The following is an 18,031-nucleotide window of genomic DNA, read 5'->3' as shown; positions in this document are numbered from 1 at the left end:
TCAACACCTGATAGTATGCGTTTTTTAATTTTAAAGACTTTTTTCCAGCTTCTTTTGATTCACATTAAACTATTCCAATAGCAGAGATCTTTGCAACTCTCATCTCTTTATTTACGTTTAATCAAGTATCGGACGGCCTTTTCTAGGCGTTCTTTTTGAGCCTCGGGGTCATCTAGTGGTTGGTTGATGCAGGCGGTGAGATTTTCCGTAATCATCATCTCAATCACGCGCTCAACACTCGATTTCACTGCTGTCAATTGCGTCACAATATCAGCGCAGTCACGATCTTCTTCTATCATCTTTTGAATCCCACGCAACTGGCCCTCTGAACGTTTCAAGCGTGTTATATACTTTGAGTTTGTCATTTCTTTTTCCTTGCTCGATTTTTCTTCATTATATCTCGAATAAGGGGCTTTGTCAAAATTCTCATCCCATCTGTCTTTGTAGGAACTTATCTCATATCGGTGTTTTCATGATATAATAGTAAAAAAACTGTTCAGAATGGACGTGCTTATGAATTCTATCTATGGTAGCTGTGAGACCTATTTACCCACCATCTTGCAAACCTTTATTCAAGACATAGAAGAGGCCGCAGCCAATTACAAAAAAGAAACCAACCTCAAACTATATGAGCATTTGCATGCGCGCATCAAAACAGAAAAAAGCATGCGTGAAAAATGCCAACGCAAGGGCCTTCCTCAGACAAGTCAATCCGCTCTTAAAGAAATCCGAGATGCTCTCGGCGTTCGTATCATCACAGGATTTACAGATGATATCTACCGCATCGTTGACTATATTCGTCAGCTACCGACCATCCAGATTTTTAAGGAGAAGGACTATATTCGTCAGGTCAAGCCCAATGGCTACCGCTCCTATCATCTGATTCTCGAGGTGACTACCCCCTACCCAGACTGTCTGGGAAATGCCCAAGGTACCTATTTTATCGAGATTCAACTGCGCACAATTGCCATGGATTCCTGGGCTAGCCTCGAACACCAGATGAAATACAAGAAAAACATCCAAAATCCTGAGCGAATCACGCGCGAGCTCAAACGTTGTGCCGATGAGCTTGCTTCTTGTGACTTAACCATGCAGACCATCCGTGATTTGATTCAGCGCTCTGATCAAGACTAAGGAGAACCTATGAAAATCCTACTTGCCGAAGATGAAACCCAACTAAACCGTGTTATCACTGTTGCATTAGAACGCGAAGGCTACAGCGTTGATTCTGTTTTTAACGGACAAGACGCTGTCGAAAAGGCTAAATCTAACCACTATCACCTCATGATTTTTGATATCATGATGCCGATTAAGACAGGAATCGAAGCCCTCAAAGAAATCCGCCAGTTGGGCAATACGACCCACGTCATCATGCTGACAGCCATGGCTGAAGTAGATGATCGTGTAACCGGACTCGATGCAGGTGCCGACGACTACTTGACCAAACCCTTCTCACTCAAGGAACTATTGGCTAGGCTCCGTTCTACTGCCCGCCGTCTGGAGGACTATACCCCAGATACGGTCCAATTAGGAAATACTCGCTTGGATATTAACGAACAAGAATTAGCTGCTACAAACAGCATTCGTTTAGGGAAAAAGGAGACTCAACTCTTGACCCTCCTCATTCAGCATGCTAACCAGACCCTCAGTTGTCAACAACTACTAGAGCAAGTCTGGCCAGATGAGCTGGAAGAAAGGGATCGCGAGCTCGTTTTTCTCTATATTTCCTATCTCCGCCAAAAGCTTCAAAGCGTTCAGTCCAACTTGCAAATCTTAGGATCTGCAGAAGGGCCTTTCCAACTGACAGGAGGAGACTAGATGTTTCGAAAACTACGCATCAAGTTTATTGTCACAGCCACTGCTGCTATCGCTCTGATTCTTGCTTTCTTTCTGGTCTTGATGAATAGCATCGTCTATACTCAGACAGAGGATAATATCCAAACCGTCCTCTCCATCTTGTCTAAAAATGAAGGCGAACTCCCAATCACAGATGAAATCAAGGAAAGTTTCACCAAAAAGAACATCCAGGAAGGGATTATCTACAATTTTCAGTATTTCTCTGTCAGAGAAAAGGGGAATGACTACACTATTTCTCTAGGGAATGTCCAATCACTGACCGAAGCAGACGTCAGAGGTTTTCTCCAGAAAATTCTTAAAAAACCGGAAACCTATGGCACGATTACTCGCAACGGGCGCTACTTCACCTACCAGATTAGTCAGACAGCTTCGGGTAAGCTCCTAGTCTTCTTTGAAGCGACTAACTACATTCGCGAACGGGACACCCTCTTTCAAGTATCTATCTGGTTATCACTGGCTAGCCTATTTCTCCTTGCTCTGCTCTTTACCTTGATTTCTGGGATTGTTATCCGTCCCTTCGTCAAAAACTATGAGAAACAACGGATGTTTATCACCAATGCAGGTCATGAACTCAAAACACCGCTGGCTATCATCTCAGCCAATACCGAGCTTCAAGAACTCATGGAAGGAGAGACCGAGTGGAGCATCAGTACCAAAGAACAGACCGAGCGTCTCAACCACCTGATTGGACGACTAATCCGGCTTGCTCGTCTCGAGGAGCAAGAGGATATCAAACTAGCTCCTCAAAATATCTCGCTTATTGCTGAGAAAGTTGCGACAGATTTTGCTCCCCTCTTTAAAAAGGAAGATAAAAACTTTGAAAGCCTGATTGAAGCAGATATCATAGAAAAAGTTTCTCAGGAGGAATTTTACGAATTACTCAGTATTTTGCTCGATAATGCCCGAAAATACTGCGATCCCGCTGGAACGATTCGCTTGACGCTCCAACGCAAAAATTACCTACTACGCAAACGAACTTGCATCACTATTTCTAATGATTACAAGGATGGACAGCCTGCCAATATTAAACGCTTCTTTGACCGCTTTTATCGCGCCGAAACATCACACAATAACCAAACCACCTCTGGGTATGGCATTGGTCTCTCCATGGCCCAACACCTTGTCAGCCTGTTTAGAGGGAAAATCTTTGTCACCTATAAAAAGCAGGTGATTACCTTTACAGTCTGGTTATAGCTATAGCTCTTTTACTCTTTATCATTTCATAAAAAGCGAACAAGTCCGCATTCTAAAAACAGAATACGAGCTTGTCCGCCTTTTTCTATGTCTATGATGTGTTTTTCACATCTCATCGTGCCAAGCAAATGCGGGTCACAATCCCATCTGGGTCTACAAGATCCAACTCACTCGAATTTAACCACTTGATTGGTGCCTCTAGCTCTTGTGCTTGCTTAACGATGTCTAGGAGCTCTTCCTTGCTTTCGACCTCAAGGACGTAGTAGGCCAAGCCTGGCAAGCCTTGCTCACGCGGAGCCAGACCTTTTCCATCCCATTCATTGACAGCCAGGTGGTGATGGTACTGACCAGCCGCTATCCAACTAGCACTAGGAATGCTAAATTTATCTTCTAGCCCTAACACCTTTTGATAAAACTGGCTCGCCGCATGGCTATCCTTCACCGATAGATGAATATGCCCCATTCTCGTTCCTTCAGCTAGGATAAAGGGATCCACCTTTTCCCCTAACTCATAGATGTCCTGTGCCGCAAGGGCTTCGGTCACACCGATAATACGACCGTCTTCTCGAATATCCCATGAAGACACTGGCTTATCACGGTAGAGTTCAATGCCATTTCCTTCCAAATCCTCTAGATAAATGGCCTCACTGTATCCATGATCCGCACCCCCGACCAGAGGAATCCGCAGGTCACTTAGGTGTTTCAAGACATCTGCCAAGGCTTTTCGTGTCGGCAACAAAATCGCCAGATGGTAGAGCCCATAATGCTCCCTTACTTCGCCAGACTTTTCTGCCTGAATCAAGTGAACCAAGGCTTTTCGACCAAGTCCCAAAATCGCTTCTGTCTCCGTTTGCGATAAAATCTCCAAGCCAATAATCTGATGATAAAAAGCCGTTTGACTCGTCAAATCCTTGACATTTAAAACCGCCTCTACTAGGTAAATGTGGCTTTGGTATGCATAAGTCATAGGATGTCTCCTTTTGTTGTAACTTTATTAATTACATCAATTATACACTATTGAAATAAAATGTCAACGAAGACAACTCAAAAGAGCTGGAAACCAGCTCTTTATAAACCTAAGATTTCAAAGAATTTTATATTTTTGATTACGAAGAAAAAGACAGAAGAAGATACACTCAAAAAGGATCTCCCCCTTAACCTTAGAGTATTTTTATATCATCATTTAGAAATTTTCTACTTCAAATGATTTTTAATAGATTACGAAAATTTACATTTTCAATACTAAAAACTATTATAAAACAACATTCATTTAACAACTAGCAATAAAAGGCCGTTTTATTTACGGCCTTTGTTTCTACATTATATTCATCTAGCGCCTCTTCGCTTTCCTAGTTGGCGACCCCACCGATTTGACTAGATGAAATTAGTAGAAGACCTGAAAATAATGTCAAGTATATCACCTTATTTCTAATTGATTGATTTTCCCAAAAGAGATATTCAATAACTTTTTGGTATAAAATAGAAGTAATCATAACAATGCCATTAGTAATTAGAGCAAATGATGGGGGTAGGATTCGAACCTACATTACTAATTACTTTATTCAGGTATAAATATTATAGCACAAAACAATAAATTAAGGAAGATTGTTCTAATTGTTAATATAATTACTAACTAAATGTATATGTAATTGTAATATAATGTCTATCTACCGAAGAAGCATTTATTTTTCTAACACATCAGATAGAAAAATCTAATTCTTTTTATTTTACAACAAGCTCGTAGCGAGTTTTGCTGGTGAAGGTTTGGCCTGCTTTAAGGATGACTTGATCCTTGAGGTCGCTATGAATCGCATCTGGTAAAGCTTGCGCTTCAAGGGCAATCCCATTGTGTTGCACCATTGGCTGACCAGCTACAAGTACGCTTTCATCTACAAAGTTTGCTGTGTAGACCACAAAGCAAGGAGCTTCTGTCTTGAAGAGCATGAAACGACCTGAGTTTTGGTCATAAAGGAAACCAGCATTATCATGACCTGCAGGAAGGGCAAATGGATGGTCCAAACCAGATACAAGCTGGATTTGTACATCTTCTTCTGCAAAGATATCCTTGAGCAAAGCACCATTGTAGATATGTTTAACCACATCACGATTGGCATCTGGAGTCTTTGCCGGAACACCGTCGGGAGCGATTGGGTAAATGCCCTCCGTATTTAGCTGGAAGACATGGCGGTCAACTGTCTGCGTGAAATCACCTGATAAATTGAAGTAGCTGTGATTTGTCGGATTGACCAAGGTATCCTGATCTGTCGTCACCTTATAGCCGATTTCGTAGGCACCAGTTTCTTCCAAGTGATAGCTGATCCAGATCTTGAGATTACCAGGGAATCCTCCTGTCCCATCTGTACGCTCTGTGTAGAGGGTCAAACCATGGTCGCTCACCTCAGTTAATTCAAACAAACTCGCATCCCAACCTGTTGAACCACTGTGGTTACAGTTGCTAGCGTTGTTGACTTCAAGATTATAGGTCTGGCCATTGAGCTCAAATGTCGCACCTGCAATACGGCCCGCTACAGGACCTACACTTGCTCCATGCTTGGGACTATTGCCTACATAGCTATCAAAATCATCAAAGCCCAAAATCACATTGGCAAAATTCCCAGCCTTGTCAGGCGTGACATAGCGCAAGATGGTCGCACCATAAGTCATAACTTCAAGCTGGTAACCACCATCAGTCTCAAAGCGATAGGCCAAGACATCCTTGCCCTCATGATTTCCAAATACACGCTCTGTGTATGCTTTCATTCTTCTCTCCTTTGATCCATTTCTCTTAAGTAAACAAACCATAGAAAGTGTATGCACCATCTATGGTTGTAGTTTTTATTTTCAGAATCCTTTGTCAAGAAACCCCTAAGAGTTTTCTTGACAAAAAGGGATTCTTCTATTCTTATTTTATGCTTCCACACGTTCAGTCCATGAAGTCGCTGTAGTTTTGAGAACTTTGTTGAGTTCATCAATGTTCTCAAATCCAGTTGTGCGAAGCCACTCACGAGCTGCTGCTTCACCGTCTTTGATGTAGGCTTCAACTGATCCTGCCCATGTAGCACGGCCACAAAGAACTCCGTTGAAGTTTGCGCCTGATTCGTGGGCAAAGACAAGTGTTTCTTGGAAGAGTTTAGCTGATACACCCGCACTCAAGTAGATGTATGGCAAGTTAGTTGCTTCATCTTGTGCTTTGAAGAAGGCTGCTGCTTCTTCACGAGTATGAACGATTTCACCATCGCCAAAGCCTTCAACGTATTTGACGTTTACTGGAACTTCCACTTTCAAGACATCGATGTTGAAGCGTGGGTCTGAGAATACCTTCATGGCACCGATAACCTTGTGTGGTTTTACTTTTGCGTATTCTGCAGAGCCTGCGTCAGCGATTTTTTCATCGTAAGCGAGGATTTCAAGGAAGAATGGAATGTCTTCCGCCACACACTCTGAACCAATGCGTTCGATGTAAGCTTGTTTTTGTTGGTTTAGTTCATCAGCGCTGTCTACGTCATAGTAAAGCAAGAACTTAACAGCATCCGCGCCTTGTTCCTTGATGCGTTTGGCAGACCAAACATCCAAGCAGTCAGGCAAACGTTTGGTGCTTGTTGTATCGTAACCAGTTTTCTCATAAGCAAGGAGAAGACCAGCATTAGCATCAAGGGCTTTAGTAGCTGGAAGACCATACTCAGGGTCAAGGAGCATAGATGATGCGTATTTTGTCAATTCATCTGCAACCAATACTTTAAGTTCTTCCATTTGAGCAACTGTTGGCTCTTCTGTTTGGTATTGAGTCATGAGGCGTTTCAAAGCGCCACGTTGGTCAAAGGCAAGAGCTGAGATAATGCCGTTCTCGTCAGAGAGTTTTTGCAAGCAAGCTACTTTATTAGGACTTAATTGTAATTTACTCATAGATACTTCCTTATTTTTGATAGTCATGAATGATCACACCTTGTACCACACGGTTTACTGTACCTGTAGGAGACGGTGTATCTGGTTTATTTTCTACCTTGAGTGAAGTCAATAGGGCAAAGAGTTGAGCATATACGATGTAAGGGAAGACACGGTAAATATCGTTCAAGACACCGCCACAACCAAGGGCCACTTCTTTGACATTTTCAAGACCAAAGGCTTGATCACTCAAAAGAACGACACGACGAGCAATCTGATCACCAGCAACTTCACGAACCAAATCCAAGTCATACTTGCGAGTGTAGTCTGTCGTTGTACCAAATACCAAAACAACTGTGTCTTCGTTGATCAATGATTTTGGACCGTGACGGAAGCCAACTGGACTTTCATACATGGTCGCAACTTGACCAGCTGTTAGTTCCAAAATCTTGAGCTGAGCTTCATGAGCAAGCCCAAAGAAAGGACCAGCGCCCAGGTAGATAACACGGTTAAAGTCAAGGTCAACCAGCTCTTTGACATCTTCTGCATTGTCTAGAACTTTACGGGCAAGACTAGAAACAACTCCAAAACGTTCAGCTTTAACAGCAAATTCTGTAGGATCAAAGACCAAGAGAGCTGTTAGCATCATGGACGTAAAGCTAGAAGTCATGGCAAATCCAGCGTCATTAGAAGCAGCTGGTTGCAAGAGCAAAAGATTGCGGTCATCACCATGAGCTTGAAGAGCCAATTTCCCTTCTGCAGCACATGTAATGGTCACTTGATAGAGGTCATCAACCAAGGCTTTGGCCAAATCAACCGTCGCCACACTTTCAGGTGAATTCCCACTACGAGCAAAGGAAACAAGGACAGTCGCCACATCTTTTTTCAAATAAGTTTCTGGATTGGCAACAATATCAGTTGTCGCAATGGCATTGAAATTCCATTTGCGTTCGTCATAGACTTCCTTAAAGTAAGGCACCAAGGTATCTCCCACATAAGCAGAAGTCCCAGCACCTGTCAAGATGACCTTGATATAGTCATGTTTATCAGCGATTCCTTGTAGGAATGCTGCAATTTCTTCCCGTTTTGCTTGATAGGCTTCAAAAGCTTCTTTCCATACATCGGGCTGTTGGTAGATCTCACGAGTCGTGATTTCTGCACCCAGTTCAAGTAATTCTTCTTTTGTGTAATTTAGCATAGAGTTCCTCTAATCTATTGTTGTTTCATTCCTATTGAAAATATGGGAATGGGAGTGACTCCCATTCCCATGTATATTCTATATAAGATGCTCTAAGTCACATCTTATTCATCTTCGTCATCATCGAAGCCCGCTAACAGGTCGTTGACTTTTACGATGCTTTCTGTAGCACGGCTCCTGTAGTCCGCATCTGCACCTGTAAGGCTTGCATTGATAAATTCAATCACCATTGGAAGATTCATCCCTGCGTAGAGTTCAATGTCGCGACCTTCCATGATCAAACGGCTTACCACGTTACATGGTGTACCACCGAGAAGGTCCGCAAAGACTAGGAAATCATCCAATCCTTCGATAGCAGCTTCAAATTTTGCAGTAAATTCTTCTGGACCATCTTCTGGAAGAAGAGCCACTGCATGAATGTTGTCCTGTGGACCCATGATCATTTCTGTGCTACCTTTAAGTTCTTCACAGAAACGACCATGACTCACCAAAATTAATGATTTACTCATAAATTATGCGCCCATTCCAAGCAAGAATTTACCGATGAATGAAAGACCTACTGCAAGAACGATAATGATACCGATCGCTTTAGTAGAGTTCATACCTTTCTTACCAAGCAACCAGAAGATAAAGGCAGTAAAGATTGCTGGAAGCAAGCGTGGGAAGATTGAGTTCAAGATGTCTTGGAAGTCAATCATCTTTTCACCGATTGGCAATTTGTAAGAAATGTCAAAGTTGATCATTGTTGCCACAAGAGCACCCATCATGAAGACACCAAGTACAGATGCAGCGTCAATCAAAGCTGTCAAGGTACTTTGCATATTGTTGATAAGGTTAACCCCTTCTTTGTAGGCAAATTCCAATTGTTTCCAACGGAAGATGTCATAAGCAACTGCAACTGCGATCCAAAGGAAGATACCCCATGGTTGGCCGGCGATAGCCATAGTTGCTGCGATAGATCCCATGATAGCAGGTACAAGTGAACCAAAGATTGTATCTCCAAGAGGAGCAAATGGTCCCATCAAACCTGTCTTGATACCGTTAACGGCATCTTTTGAACCCACACCATCTTTTTCTTCCATGGCAAGGTCAAAACCAGCGATAATTGTGTGGAAGAATGGTGAAGTATTGAAGAATTGAGTATGAACTTTCATCATTTCTTTCAATTCAGGAGTTCCATCCCCATACATTTTACGCAATTGAGGCAAGATCATGTAAAGGTAACCAGAAGCTTGCATACGTTCGTAGTTCCAACCTAATTGGAAAGTAAACAAGCTACGTTTGTTGATTTGATTAAAATCTTCTTTTGTAAGTTTGTAATTAGAATTCGTCATCTTCGATTTCCCCACTTTCTGATGGTGTAGAAGGTGCTGCTACAGCTACTTTTTGGCTGTTCTTAAAGTGAACAACTGCAAGGAAGATACCTACGATAGAAACACCGATCATAGACAAACCTTTGAAGTTGTTAGCAAAGCCAATCTTTTCAGCAACATCAGCAGGAAGAGTACCAAGGATACCCGCAACAGCTCCACCAAGACCTGTTACATATGAGTAAAGAACAGTCAACATAGCTGTCAAACCGAATCCCATTGCAAGGTAGTGAAGGTTACGTTTAACTGGAAGGTAGCGAAGCAAGATTGCAAATCCAAGACCTGGAAGCATACGTCCTGCAAGTGTCAAACCATCTGCAATCCATTGATATTCTTTAACAAGGTCTACTACTGATTGTACGAAAGCGCCACCAAAAGCAAGAGCGAAGAATACTGGAAGGGCACGAGAAAGAGCCCAAGGCACTGCACCAAGTAGGTAGTTGCGTTCGATACCTTTGTAGTCAAAGCGTTCGATCGCAGCATCAATACGATGTGCAAAGAAAGTAGTTGTCATACGTCCAAGAACGTCGAAGTATGTCAAAAGTGCTGCTACTGGTACAGCGATTGTTGTGATCGCAAGATCTGTATCAATACCTTGAGAGATAGAGAATGCTGTTGCAAGAACCGCACCAGAAGTTGCGTCGATACGAGAAGCACCACCGAAGGTACCAACCCCGAGAACGAACAACTGCAAGCTACCACCGATAAACAAACCAGTTGTCACATCTCCCATGATCAAACCAGTAATAAAACCAGCGAATACAGGGGAACCTGCAGATGAAACGATTGTCAACTCATCACAGATTTGATAAGCTGAGTACAAAGTGAGAAGTAAAATTTGCCACCATTGTATCATAACAATGACCTCCTAAAAATTTTTTCCTATTTTAATAAGCTCAAAAAGTCTGAAACTGGATCATTTGGAACCATTTGAGCAGTGAGTTTCACACCTTTTTCTGCTAGTTTGTGGAAATCTTCCACATCCTTGTCTACCACGTTGATAGAACGTGTGATAGAGCGAGTTTCTGGTGTTTGAGACATATTGCCGACGTTGAGTGTTTCAAGCGGAACACCTGCTTCAACCAAACCAAGGAAACGGTCTGGTTTACGTGCAACGATAAAGAGACGTTGGCTATCGTATTTACCAGCAAGGATATTTGCTGCTGCTTTCTCAACTGGCAAGATACTGAGTTTCACACCTGGTGGTGTCGCAAGTTTCAAACCACTCTTTTCAATATCGTTGTTAACAACTTCGTCGTCTACAACCATAATGCGTGAAACATTTAGTTTTCCAGCCCAAAGATTGGCTACTTGACCGTGGATCAAACGTCCATCGATACGGCATCCTACAATTGTCATAAGTTTTCCCCCTTTATGTGTTTTAGTGTAGGTTTACGAGTTAAGTGAATCTCTTCTTTATATTCGCCCTCAGTTTCAAAGATGATGATGCGATTAGCACCTTCCTTGAGATAGCTATGAGGTATATAAAGTGAGAGGGTCGGGCCGACGTTCCAAAAACGCCCTAGGTGACGCCCATTGACAAAGGCAATTCCCTTACCAAACTCAGACAAGTCTAAGTAGGTATCCTTCGGCTCTTCGACCGTAAAGTCGAAAGCGTAAAAGGCTGGTTGTCCTTCTGTCCATCCTTTTGAAAAATCAATTTTCTCAGGATTATCCAGTGGCAGTGGATATTGTTTCCAATTCAGTAAGAAATGTAGATCCTTGCAGACACCTGTACGAATTCCTTTATGTTGCGTATCTGCTAAGAACTTGTGTCCATAGTTAACACGCCCCATATTTTCGATCAGGATATCAATCTCTGAACAGCCTTCTCGATTTCCTTGACAGTAGATATCTTCACCAATCTCTGTCTGGTATTGAGTAGCAATCCATTGACCATCTACAAAGAGTTGAGCTCGGTCACGTCCATCGATGATACGGAGACGTTCCTCTTCTGCATCCCAACTTGCCTCCGTGCGGTAGAGAAGGTAGCCATAACTTTGACCAAGTTCTTCCATCGCTTTTGGATAGAGGCTTTCAGTAGGACTAGAGAGACTATCCAGAGTTTCAAACAAGGAAACTTTTTCGACCAATGGAATGGACCCTATCTCCATGCTTTCCTTATAGAGTGGTTCCAACTGTGGATACTCTGGGAAGTGTGTTGCCATCATCTTCTTGACTGCTAAGTATTTAGCAGTTGGATTTCCTTCTTCATCGAGAAGGGCATCATAGTCGTAAGATGTGACTTGTGGCAAATCCAGAGTTCCTCGAGCCGAGCAACCGTTCATGAAACCAAAGTTTGTACCACCATGGAACATGTAAAGGTTGATAGAGCCTTGCTCCAATACCTCTCGAACAGCTTCTGCCAATTCTTTAGGATCCCGTGTGATGATGGGTTCTTTCCAACGATTAAACCAACCATCCCAGAATTCCATACACATGAGGGGCCATTTCTTGCCATGCTCATCAAAGAATTCCTGCATCTGTGAAAAGTTGTACGGAGCTTTAGAACCGAAGTTTCCTGTCACAAAGAGGTCATCTTCGATCAAGGTTCCGGCTTTCAGAGTAGCCCTCCATGGACCATCTGAAGTAAAGAGTGGGCAATCAATCCCTCGGTCTTCCATCAATTTTCGAATTGCTCGTAGATAAGACTTATCTTCTCCATAAGAGCCATATTCATTTTCGACTTGCATCATGAGAATGTTTCCGCCATTATCCAACAGACGAGGTACAAGCCTCGGCAATAATTGGTCATAATAGCGAGCAACCGCCTCGATGTAGGCCGGGTCGGACGAGCGGATTCGCATGTCCTTGGTCAAGAGCCAAGCCGGCAAGCCACCAAATTCCCATTCCGCACAGATAAATGGAGACGGGCGTACAATGGCATAGAGACCCAAATCTTGTGCTATTTGAAGAAACCTCTCCAAATTTCTGGCACCTTCAAAATCAAATTCCCCTTCAACGGGTTCATGTAAATTCCAAGCCACATAGGTCTCGACCGTATTAAAGCCAAGCGCCTTTAAGTTATAGAGAGAATGATACCAATCCTCTGCTGGAATCCTAAAATAATGAATGGCGCCAGACAAAATCTTGAACGGCTTCCCATCTAAATAGAAATCGTCCTCAATTTTAAATCTTGTCATGTTACCACCTCTGACGAATTAAGTTTGCGCTTTCATTTATTATAATATTAAATATAATCAAATCTTTTGCATTTGTCAATAGGTTTTAGAAAATTCTTTAAAATTTTTCTATTTTTTTACTTACCATTTACCAAAATTATCTAAAAATAGCATGAAAGCGATATTTTAATGTATGATAATTCACAAGGTTATAAAATGGAATTTTTTACATGTAACATAACATTTTTAGTCTATTATTTTAATTTTTTTTTACCTAAATACTACTATTTTGTCTGTATTTATGGTAGAATCAAAATTGGAGAAAGAGAATCGAGGTGAAATTATGGCTATTCCAAAATACCAATATATTAAAGATGAATTAAAAAACAAAATCATCTCTGGTCAATTTGCAAGTGGAGATAAATTTTATACAGAAGCAGAATTGATCGCGATGTATGATGTTAGTTCAATCACTGTTGTGCGTGCTTTGAATGACCTTGCAAAAGACGGCTATATTGTCCGCCAACAAGGGAAAGGGACTTTCGTTTCACGTGCCCGCAAGCACAAACTCGTTGAATTTTCAGATGTCGAAATCTTTGAAACAAAAGATGATAAAGTCACTGTCCTTTCTATCGAGCGTGGAAACAAGCTTGAATACTTAGAGAAACTTGGATTACGTGGAGATCAGTTCTACTACAAAATTGAACGTACCCGTCAAACAAATGGCGTAACTTACATCTACCACACATCTTATATTCCTGAACAATACATCAATGCCAACTATCCAAATCTTGACTATTATAGTTCTATCTATAAACGCTTCAAATTGGATTACCGCATTCACATGAACGATGAACATTTTGAGGAAATCAACGAAATCGCATTCCCAACACCAGAGCATGCTGCTTCTGTACTCGGAATCGATACACAATTTCCAACTGTCTTCCAAACGAAGACTACTAAACTTGAGGCTACTGGCCAAGTCCTCGCCTATAGTGAAACGTATAAGCGAGCAGACTACTACAAAATTAAATTCCTCTCATGTAATCGAGGTCATTAAGAGAAAGCTTGAGCCCAGCTCAGGCTTTTTCTATATTCATTATAGCACGAGAAAGAGATTGTGAGAACGCTATGAAGGGTTCTTATTTAATTAGTAGCGTTTTTACTAAAAACAAGTTAAATATTCGCTTTCTCTTTCTTATTTCTGGAAATAATTTTCTTCTAAATCTTATGATTTCCTCTATTTATTATAGTTCTTATATAAACCCACTTGACATTTTACTCCTTAGATAATAAAATAAAATCGGTTTTATGTAAACGCTATCATACATAATAATAACAAGGAGGTTTTGTCATGAAACTAGAAAAGAAACAGCGCTTCTCCATCCGTAAATACGCGGTTGGGGCAGCTTCTGTACTTATAGGATTTGCTTTTAGCGCACAAGTCGTATCTGCCGACGGGATTACTCCAGCTCCAACAGCTGAAGAAACTGTTCAAACTATTCAGGAGAGTCCTCAAGCAGTCAAAGAAGCTGTAGACTCCAAGGTTCCAGAAAAACTGGAAGAAAAGGCTGACAAGCCTGTAAAAGAGGAGGTCAAAGAAGACCAGGAGGCTCCTCATACAGTTGCTCCAAAAACGGAAAAAACAACTGCACCAGTTGTGACAGAAAATGCTACTCCAACTCCTACTGCCGAGAAAGAAAGCCCTGCCCCAGCTGAAACTCCTGCCGAACGTACTCCTTCAGAAAAGAAAAATGAAGCCATCACACCTGTAGCAACCGCTCCTAGCACTGAACGTGTAGCTCAAGTAAATGAAAAACTGGCAAAAAGAAAAATGATCTCAATCGACGCTGGACGCAAGTACTTCTCTCCAGACCAACTCAAAGAAATCATCGACAAAGCCAAACACTACGGTTATACCGATCTTCATTTACTAGTTGGAAATGATGGCATGCGTTTTATGTTGGACGACATGACGATCAAAGCCAATGGCAAAACCTATGCAAGTGACGATGTCAAACGTGCACTTGAAAACGGAACCGATGCCTACTACAAGGATCCAAACGGCAACCATTTGACAGAGAGTCAGATGACGGACTTGATCAACTATGCTAAAAACAAAGGCATTGGTCTCATCCCAACTGTAAATAGCCCTGGCCACATGGATGCGATTTTGCATGCCATGAAAGAACTAGGTATCCAAAAACCGAACTTCAACTACTTTGGTAAGGAATCTGCTCGTACCGTTGACCTTGATAACAAAGAAGCGGTTGCATTTACCAAAGCTCTGATCGACAAGTATGCTGCTTACTTCGCTGGCAAATCTGACATCTTCAATATCGGACTGGACGAGTACGCCAATGATGCTACAAACGCTAAAGGCTGGAGCGTTCTTCAAGCCTATAAATGGTATCCAGAAGATGGATTCCCAGACAAGGGTTATGATAAATTTATCGCCTATGCCAACGACCTTGCTCGTATCGTCAAATCTCACGGTCTCAAACCAATGGCCTTTAACGACGGTATCTACTATAATAGCGACACTAGCTTTGGAACCTTTGACAAAGACATCATCGTTTCTATGTGGACTGGTGGATGGGGCGGATACGACGTCGCTTCTTCTAAACTTCTAGTTGAAAAAGGCCACCAAATCCTTAATACCAACGATGCTTGGTACTATGTTCTAGGACGGAATGCAGATGGTCAAGGCTGGTACAACCTCGACCAAGGACTCAATGGTATCAAGAACACTCCAATCACTTCTGTACCAAAATCTGATGGGGCTACTATCCCGTTCATCGGGGGTATGGTAGCTGCTTGGGCGGATACCCCATCTGCACGCTATTCACCATCACGCCTCTTCAAACTCATGCGTAGCTTCGCAAATGCAAATGCTGAATACTTCGCAGCTGACTATGAGTCTGCTGAACAAGCTCTGAAAGAAGTACCAACAGACCTTAACCGCTATACTGCAGAAAGTGTCGCAGCTGTAAAAGAAGCTGAAAAAGCTATTCGCTCACTCGATAGCAACCTCAGCCGTGCTCAACAAGACACCATTGATCAAGCAATCGCAAAACTCCAAGAAGCTGTAAGCAATTTGACCTTCACACCAGAAGCTCAAAAAGAAGAAGACGCGAAACGCGAAGTTGAAAAACTTGCCAAGAACAAGGTAATCTCCATCGATGCCGGACGTAAGTACTTCACGCTCGACCAACTCAAACGCATCGTAGACAAGGCGAGCGAGCTCGGATATTCTGATGTCCATCTCCTTCTTGGAAATGACGGACTTCGCTTCCTCCTTGATGACATGACCATCACAGCTAACGGAAAAACTTATGCAAGTGACGATGTCAAGAAGGCCATCATTGACGGAACAAAAGCTTACTACGATGATCCAAACGGAACCACTCTTAGTCAAGCTGAAATCACTGAATTGATCGAGTACGCAAAATCAAAAGGCCTCGGACTCATCCCAGCGATCAACAGCCCAGGTCACATGGATGCCATGCTTGTCGCTATGGAAAAATTAGGTATCCAAAATCCTCAAGCCAACTTTGACAAGGTCTCCAAAACAACCATGGACCTTGAAAACGAAGAAGCTATGAACTTTGTCAAAGCCCTCATCGGCAAGTACATGGACTTCTTTGCAGGCAAGACAAAGATCTTCAACTACGGTACAGACGAATATGCCAATGATGCCACCAACGCTCAAGGCTGGTACTACCTCAAATGGTATGGACTCTATGGCAAGTTTGCTGAGTACTCTAACACCCTTGCTGCCATGGCCAAAGAAAGAGGCCTTCAACCAATGGCCTTCAACGATGGTTTCTACTATGAAGACAAGGATGATGTTGAGTTTGACAAAGATGTCATCATCTCTTACTGGTCTAAGGGATGGTGGGGTTACAACCTTGCATCTCCTCAGTATCTGGCAAGCAAAGGCTACAAATTCCTTAACACCAACGGAGACTGGTACTACATTCTCGGCCAAAAACCTGAAGATGGTGGTGGTTTCCTCAAAAAAGCAATTGAAAACACTAAAAAAACACCATTTAACCAGCTTGCATCTACCAAATATCCTGAGGTAGACCTTCCAACCGTCGGAAGCATGCTCGCTATCTGGGCAGACAAGCCAAGTGCTGAGTACAAGGAAGAAGAAATCTTTGAACTCATGACTGCCTTTGCAGACAATAACAAAGATTACTTCCGCGCTAACTACAACGTGCTCCGTGAGGAACTTGCTCAAATCCCTGCAAACTTGGATGGATACAGCAAGGAAAGCTTGGAGGCTCTAAATGCAGCTAAAGAAGCTCTCAACTACAACCTCAACCGTAACAAACAAGCCGAGTTAGACGCTCTCGTAGCCAAACTCAAGGCAGCCCGCCTAGGCCTCAAACCAGCTGCAACCCACTCAGGAAGCCTTGATGCAAACGAACTAGCTGCCAATGTTGAAACCAAACCGGAACTCATCACAAGAGCAGAAAAGATTCCATTTGAGGTCATCAAGAAGGAAAATCCAAATCTCCCAGCTGGTCAGGAAAAGATCATCACACCAGGTGTAGAGGGCGAACGCACTCATTACATCTCTGTCCTTACTGAAAATGGGAAACAAACAGAAACGGTTCTAGATAGCCAAGTAACCAAGGAACCTGTGACCCAAGTGGTTGAAATCGGTGCCCCTATTACTCACAAAGGGGATGAACACGGTCTTGCTCCAGCCGCAGAGACAAAACCAAGACTGGACATCCAAGAGGAAGAGATTCCGTTCACTACCGTGACACGTGAAAATCCACTCTTGATCAAAGGGAAGACTCAAATCCTTACCAAAGGTGTTAACGGTCGTCGCAGTCATTACTACTCTGTAAGCACTACTGCTGATGGCAAAGAAGTGAAGACTCTTGTTGATAGCCTTGTAACGCAAGAAGCAGTGACACAAGTCATTGAAGTCGGAACCCTTGTTACCCATGTAGGGGATGAACACGGTCTTGCCCCAGCCGCAGAAGCAAAACCTAGACTAGACATCCAAGAAGAAGAGATTCCGTTCACTACCGTGACACGTGAAAATCCGCAATTGCCAAAAGGACAAAGTCAAGTCGTCGTTACTGGTGTAAATGGTCGTCGTACGATTTTCTACTCTGTCAGCACTACTGCTGACGGCAAGGAAGAAAGAACCCTTGTCAATAGTGCGGTATCGCAGGAAGCGGTCGCTCAAGTTGTCGAAGTCGGAACTGCCGTTGAAAAAGCTGAGCAAGCTGAAGCAACTACTAGCAAAGCAGAGGAAAAACAACTCCCTGCAACAGGAAGTCAAGATTCTGCAGGCTTGGTCGCAGTAGGACTCATGGCCACACTAGCAGCCTACGGACTCACTAAGAGAAAAGAAGATTAAATCCCTTTCGATAAGCATACAA

The 18,031-nt window shown here is 42.6% G+C and carries 15 protein-coding genes; 5 read left to right on the top strand and 10 right to left on the bottom strand.

Annotated features, from left to right (window positions below; translation table 11 throughout):
• Positions 1–107: 107 nt before the first annotated feature.
• Complete coding sequence (locus ACVX3R_RS09500; protein ID WP_458795003.1) at positions 108–365, bottom strand: metal-sensitive transcriptional regulator; 258 nt, start codon at positions 363–365, stop codon at positions 108–110.
• 148 nt (positions 366–513) lie between these two features.
• Between ACVX3R_RS09500 and ACVX3R_RS09495 the strand changes: the two genes are divergently transcribed.
• From ACVX3R_RS09495 to ACVX3R_RS09485, 3 genes are read left to right on the top strand one after another with little or no spacing between them, the layout of a single operon-like run.
• On the top strand, positions 514–1,134 hold the full coding sequence (locus ACVX3R_RS09495) for a GTP pyrophosphokinase (RefSeq protein ID WP_458795002.1): 621 nt from the start codon (positions 514–516) through the stop codon (positions 1,132–1,134).
• A 9-nt stretch (positions 1,135–1,143) separates the two neighbouring features.
• On the top strand, positions 1,144–1,818 hold the full coding sequence (locus ACVX3R_RS09490; RefSeq protein ID WP_458795001.1) for a response regulator transcription factor: 675 nt from the start codon (positions 1,144–1,146) through the stop codon (positions 1,816–1,818).
• Complete coding sequence (locus tag ACVX3R_RS09485) at positions 1,819–3,051, top strand: sensor histidine kinase (protein WP_458795000.1); 1,233 nt, start codon at positions 1,819–1,821, stop codon at positions 3,049–3,051.
• A gap of 112 nt (positions 3,052–3,163) precedes the next feature.
• Here the strand turns inward: ACVX3R_RS09485 and ACVX3R_RS09480 are convergent, their stop codons facing one another.
• From ACVX3R_RS09480 to ACVX3R_RS09440, 9 genes are all read right to left on the bottom strand, one after another.
• A complete protein-coding gene (locus ACVX3R_RS09480) occupies positions 3,164–4,018 on the bottom strand; it encodes a VOC family protein (RefSeq protein ID WP_458794999.1) in 855 nt (284 codons plus the stop codon).
• Between the two features lie 755 nt (positions 4,019–4,773).
• Complete coding sequence (locus ACVX3R_RS09475; RefSeq protein WP_458794998.1) at positions 4,774–5,811, bottom strand: aldose epimerase family protein; 1,038 nt, start codon at positions 5,809–5,811, stop codon at positions 4,774–4,776.
• Positions 5,812–5,958: 147 nt separating this feature from the next.
• Positions 5,959–6,954: a tagatose-bisphosphate aldolase gene (gene lacD, locus ACVX3R_RS09470; RefSeq protein ID WP_458794997.1), complete on the bottom strand. Its 996-nt coding sequence runs from the start codon at positions 6,952–6,954 to the stop codon at positions 5,959–5,961.
• A gap of 10 nt (positions 6,955–6,964) precedes the next feature.
• The gene (locus ACVX3R_RS09465; protein ID WP_458794996.1) at positions 6,965–8,131 is read right to left on the bottom strand and encodes an SIS domain-containing protein; all 1,167 of its coding nucleotides are present in this window, start codon (positions 8,129–8,131) and stop codon (positions 6,965–6,967) included.
• A 104-nt stretch (positions 8,132–8,235) separates the two neighbouring features.
• A complete protein-coding gene (locus ACVX3R_RS09460; RefSeq protein ID WP_458794995.1) occupies positions 8,236–8,640 on the bottom strand; it encodes a PTS sugar transporter subunit IIA in 405 nt (134 codons plus the stop codon).
• A gap of 3 nt (positions 8,641–8,643) precedes the next feature.
• Positions 8,644–9,465 (bottom strand): PTS system mannose/fructose/sorbose family transporter subunit IID, encoded by an 822-nt coding sequence (locus tag ACVX3R_RS09455; protein WP_000185284.1) that lies wholly within the window; start codon positions 9,463–9,465, stop codon positions 8,644–8,646.
• Positions 9,452–10,357 carry a PTS mannose/fructose/sorbose/N-acetylgalactosamine transporter subunit IIC gene (locus tag ACVX3R_RS09450; RefSeq protein WP_000616992.1) on the bottom strand — a complete coding sequence of 302 codons (906 nt, stop codon included), beginning with the start codon at positions 10,355–10,357 and terminating at the stop codon, positions 9,452–9,454. Before ACVX3R_RS09450 ends, ACVX3R_RS09455 begins: the two co-directional genes overlap by 14 nt.
• Positions 10,358–10,383: 26 nt before the next feature.
• Complete coding sequence (locus ACVX3R_RS09445; protein WP_000156968.1) at positions 10,384–10,860, bottom strand: PTS sugar transporter subunit IIB; 477 nt, start codon at positions 10,858–10,860, stop codon at positions 10,384–10,386.
• Positions 10,857–12,644 (bottom strand): glycoside hydrolase family 35 protein, encoded by a 1,788-nt coding sequence (locus ACVX3R_RS09440; RefSeq protein WP_458794994.1) that lies wholly within the window; start codon positions 12,642–12,644, stop codon positions 10,857–10,859. The genes ACVX3R_RS09445 and ACVX3R_RS09440 overlap by 4 nt, the downstream gene beginning before the upstream one ends.
• A gap of 280 nt (positions 12,645–12,924) precedes the next feature.
• Here ACVX3R_RS09440 and ACVX3R_RS09435 point away from each other — a divergent pair, with 280 nt between their 5' ends.
• Together ACVX3R_RS09435 and strH are read left to right on the top strand one after the other, a co-directional pair.
• A complete protein-coding gene (locus ACVX3R_RS09435) occupies positions 12,925–13,683 on the top strand; it encodes a GntR family transcriptional regulator (protein WP_162279561.1) in 759 nt (252 codons plus the stop codon).
• 294 nt (positions 13,684–13,977) lie between these two features.
• Positions 13,978–18,009 carry an LPXTG-anchored beta-N-acetylhexosaminidase StrH gene (gene strH / locus ACVX3R_RS09430; protein ID WP_458794993.1) on the top strand — a complete coding sequence of 1,344 codons (4,032 nt, stop codon included), beginning with the start codon at positions 13,978–13,980 and terminating at the stop codon, positions 18,007–18,009.
• Positions 18,010–18,031: the final 22 nt, after the last annotated feature.

The sequence above is a fragment of the Streptococcus sp. 517s genome (assembly GCF_054445985.1).
The sequence above is the reverse complement of the archived record's forward strand: the minus strand, read 5'-3'. Positions and strand labels throughout refer to the sequence as shown.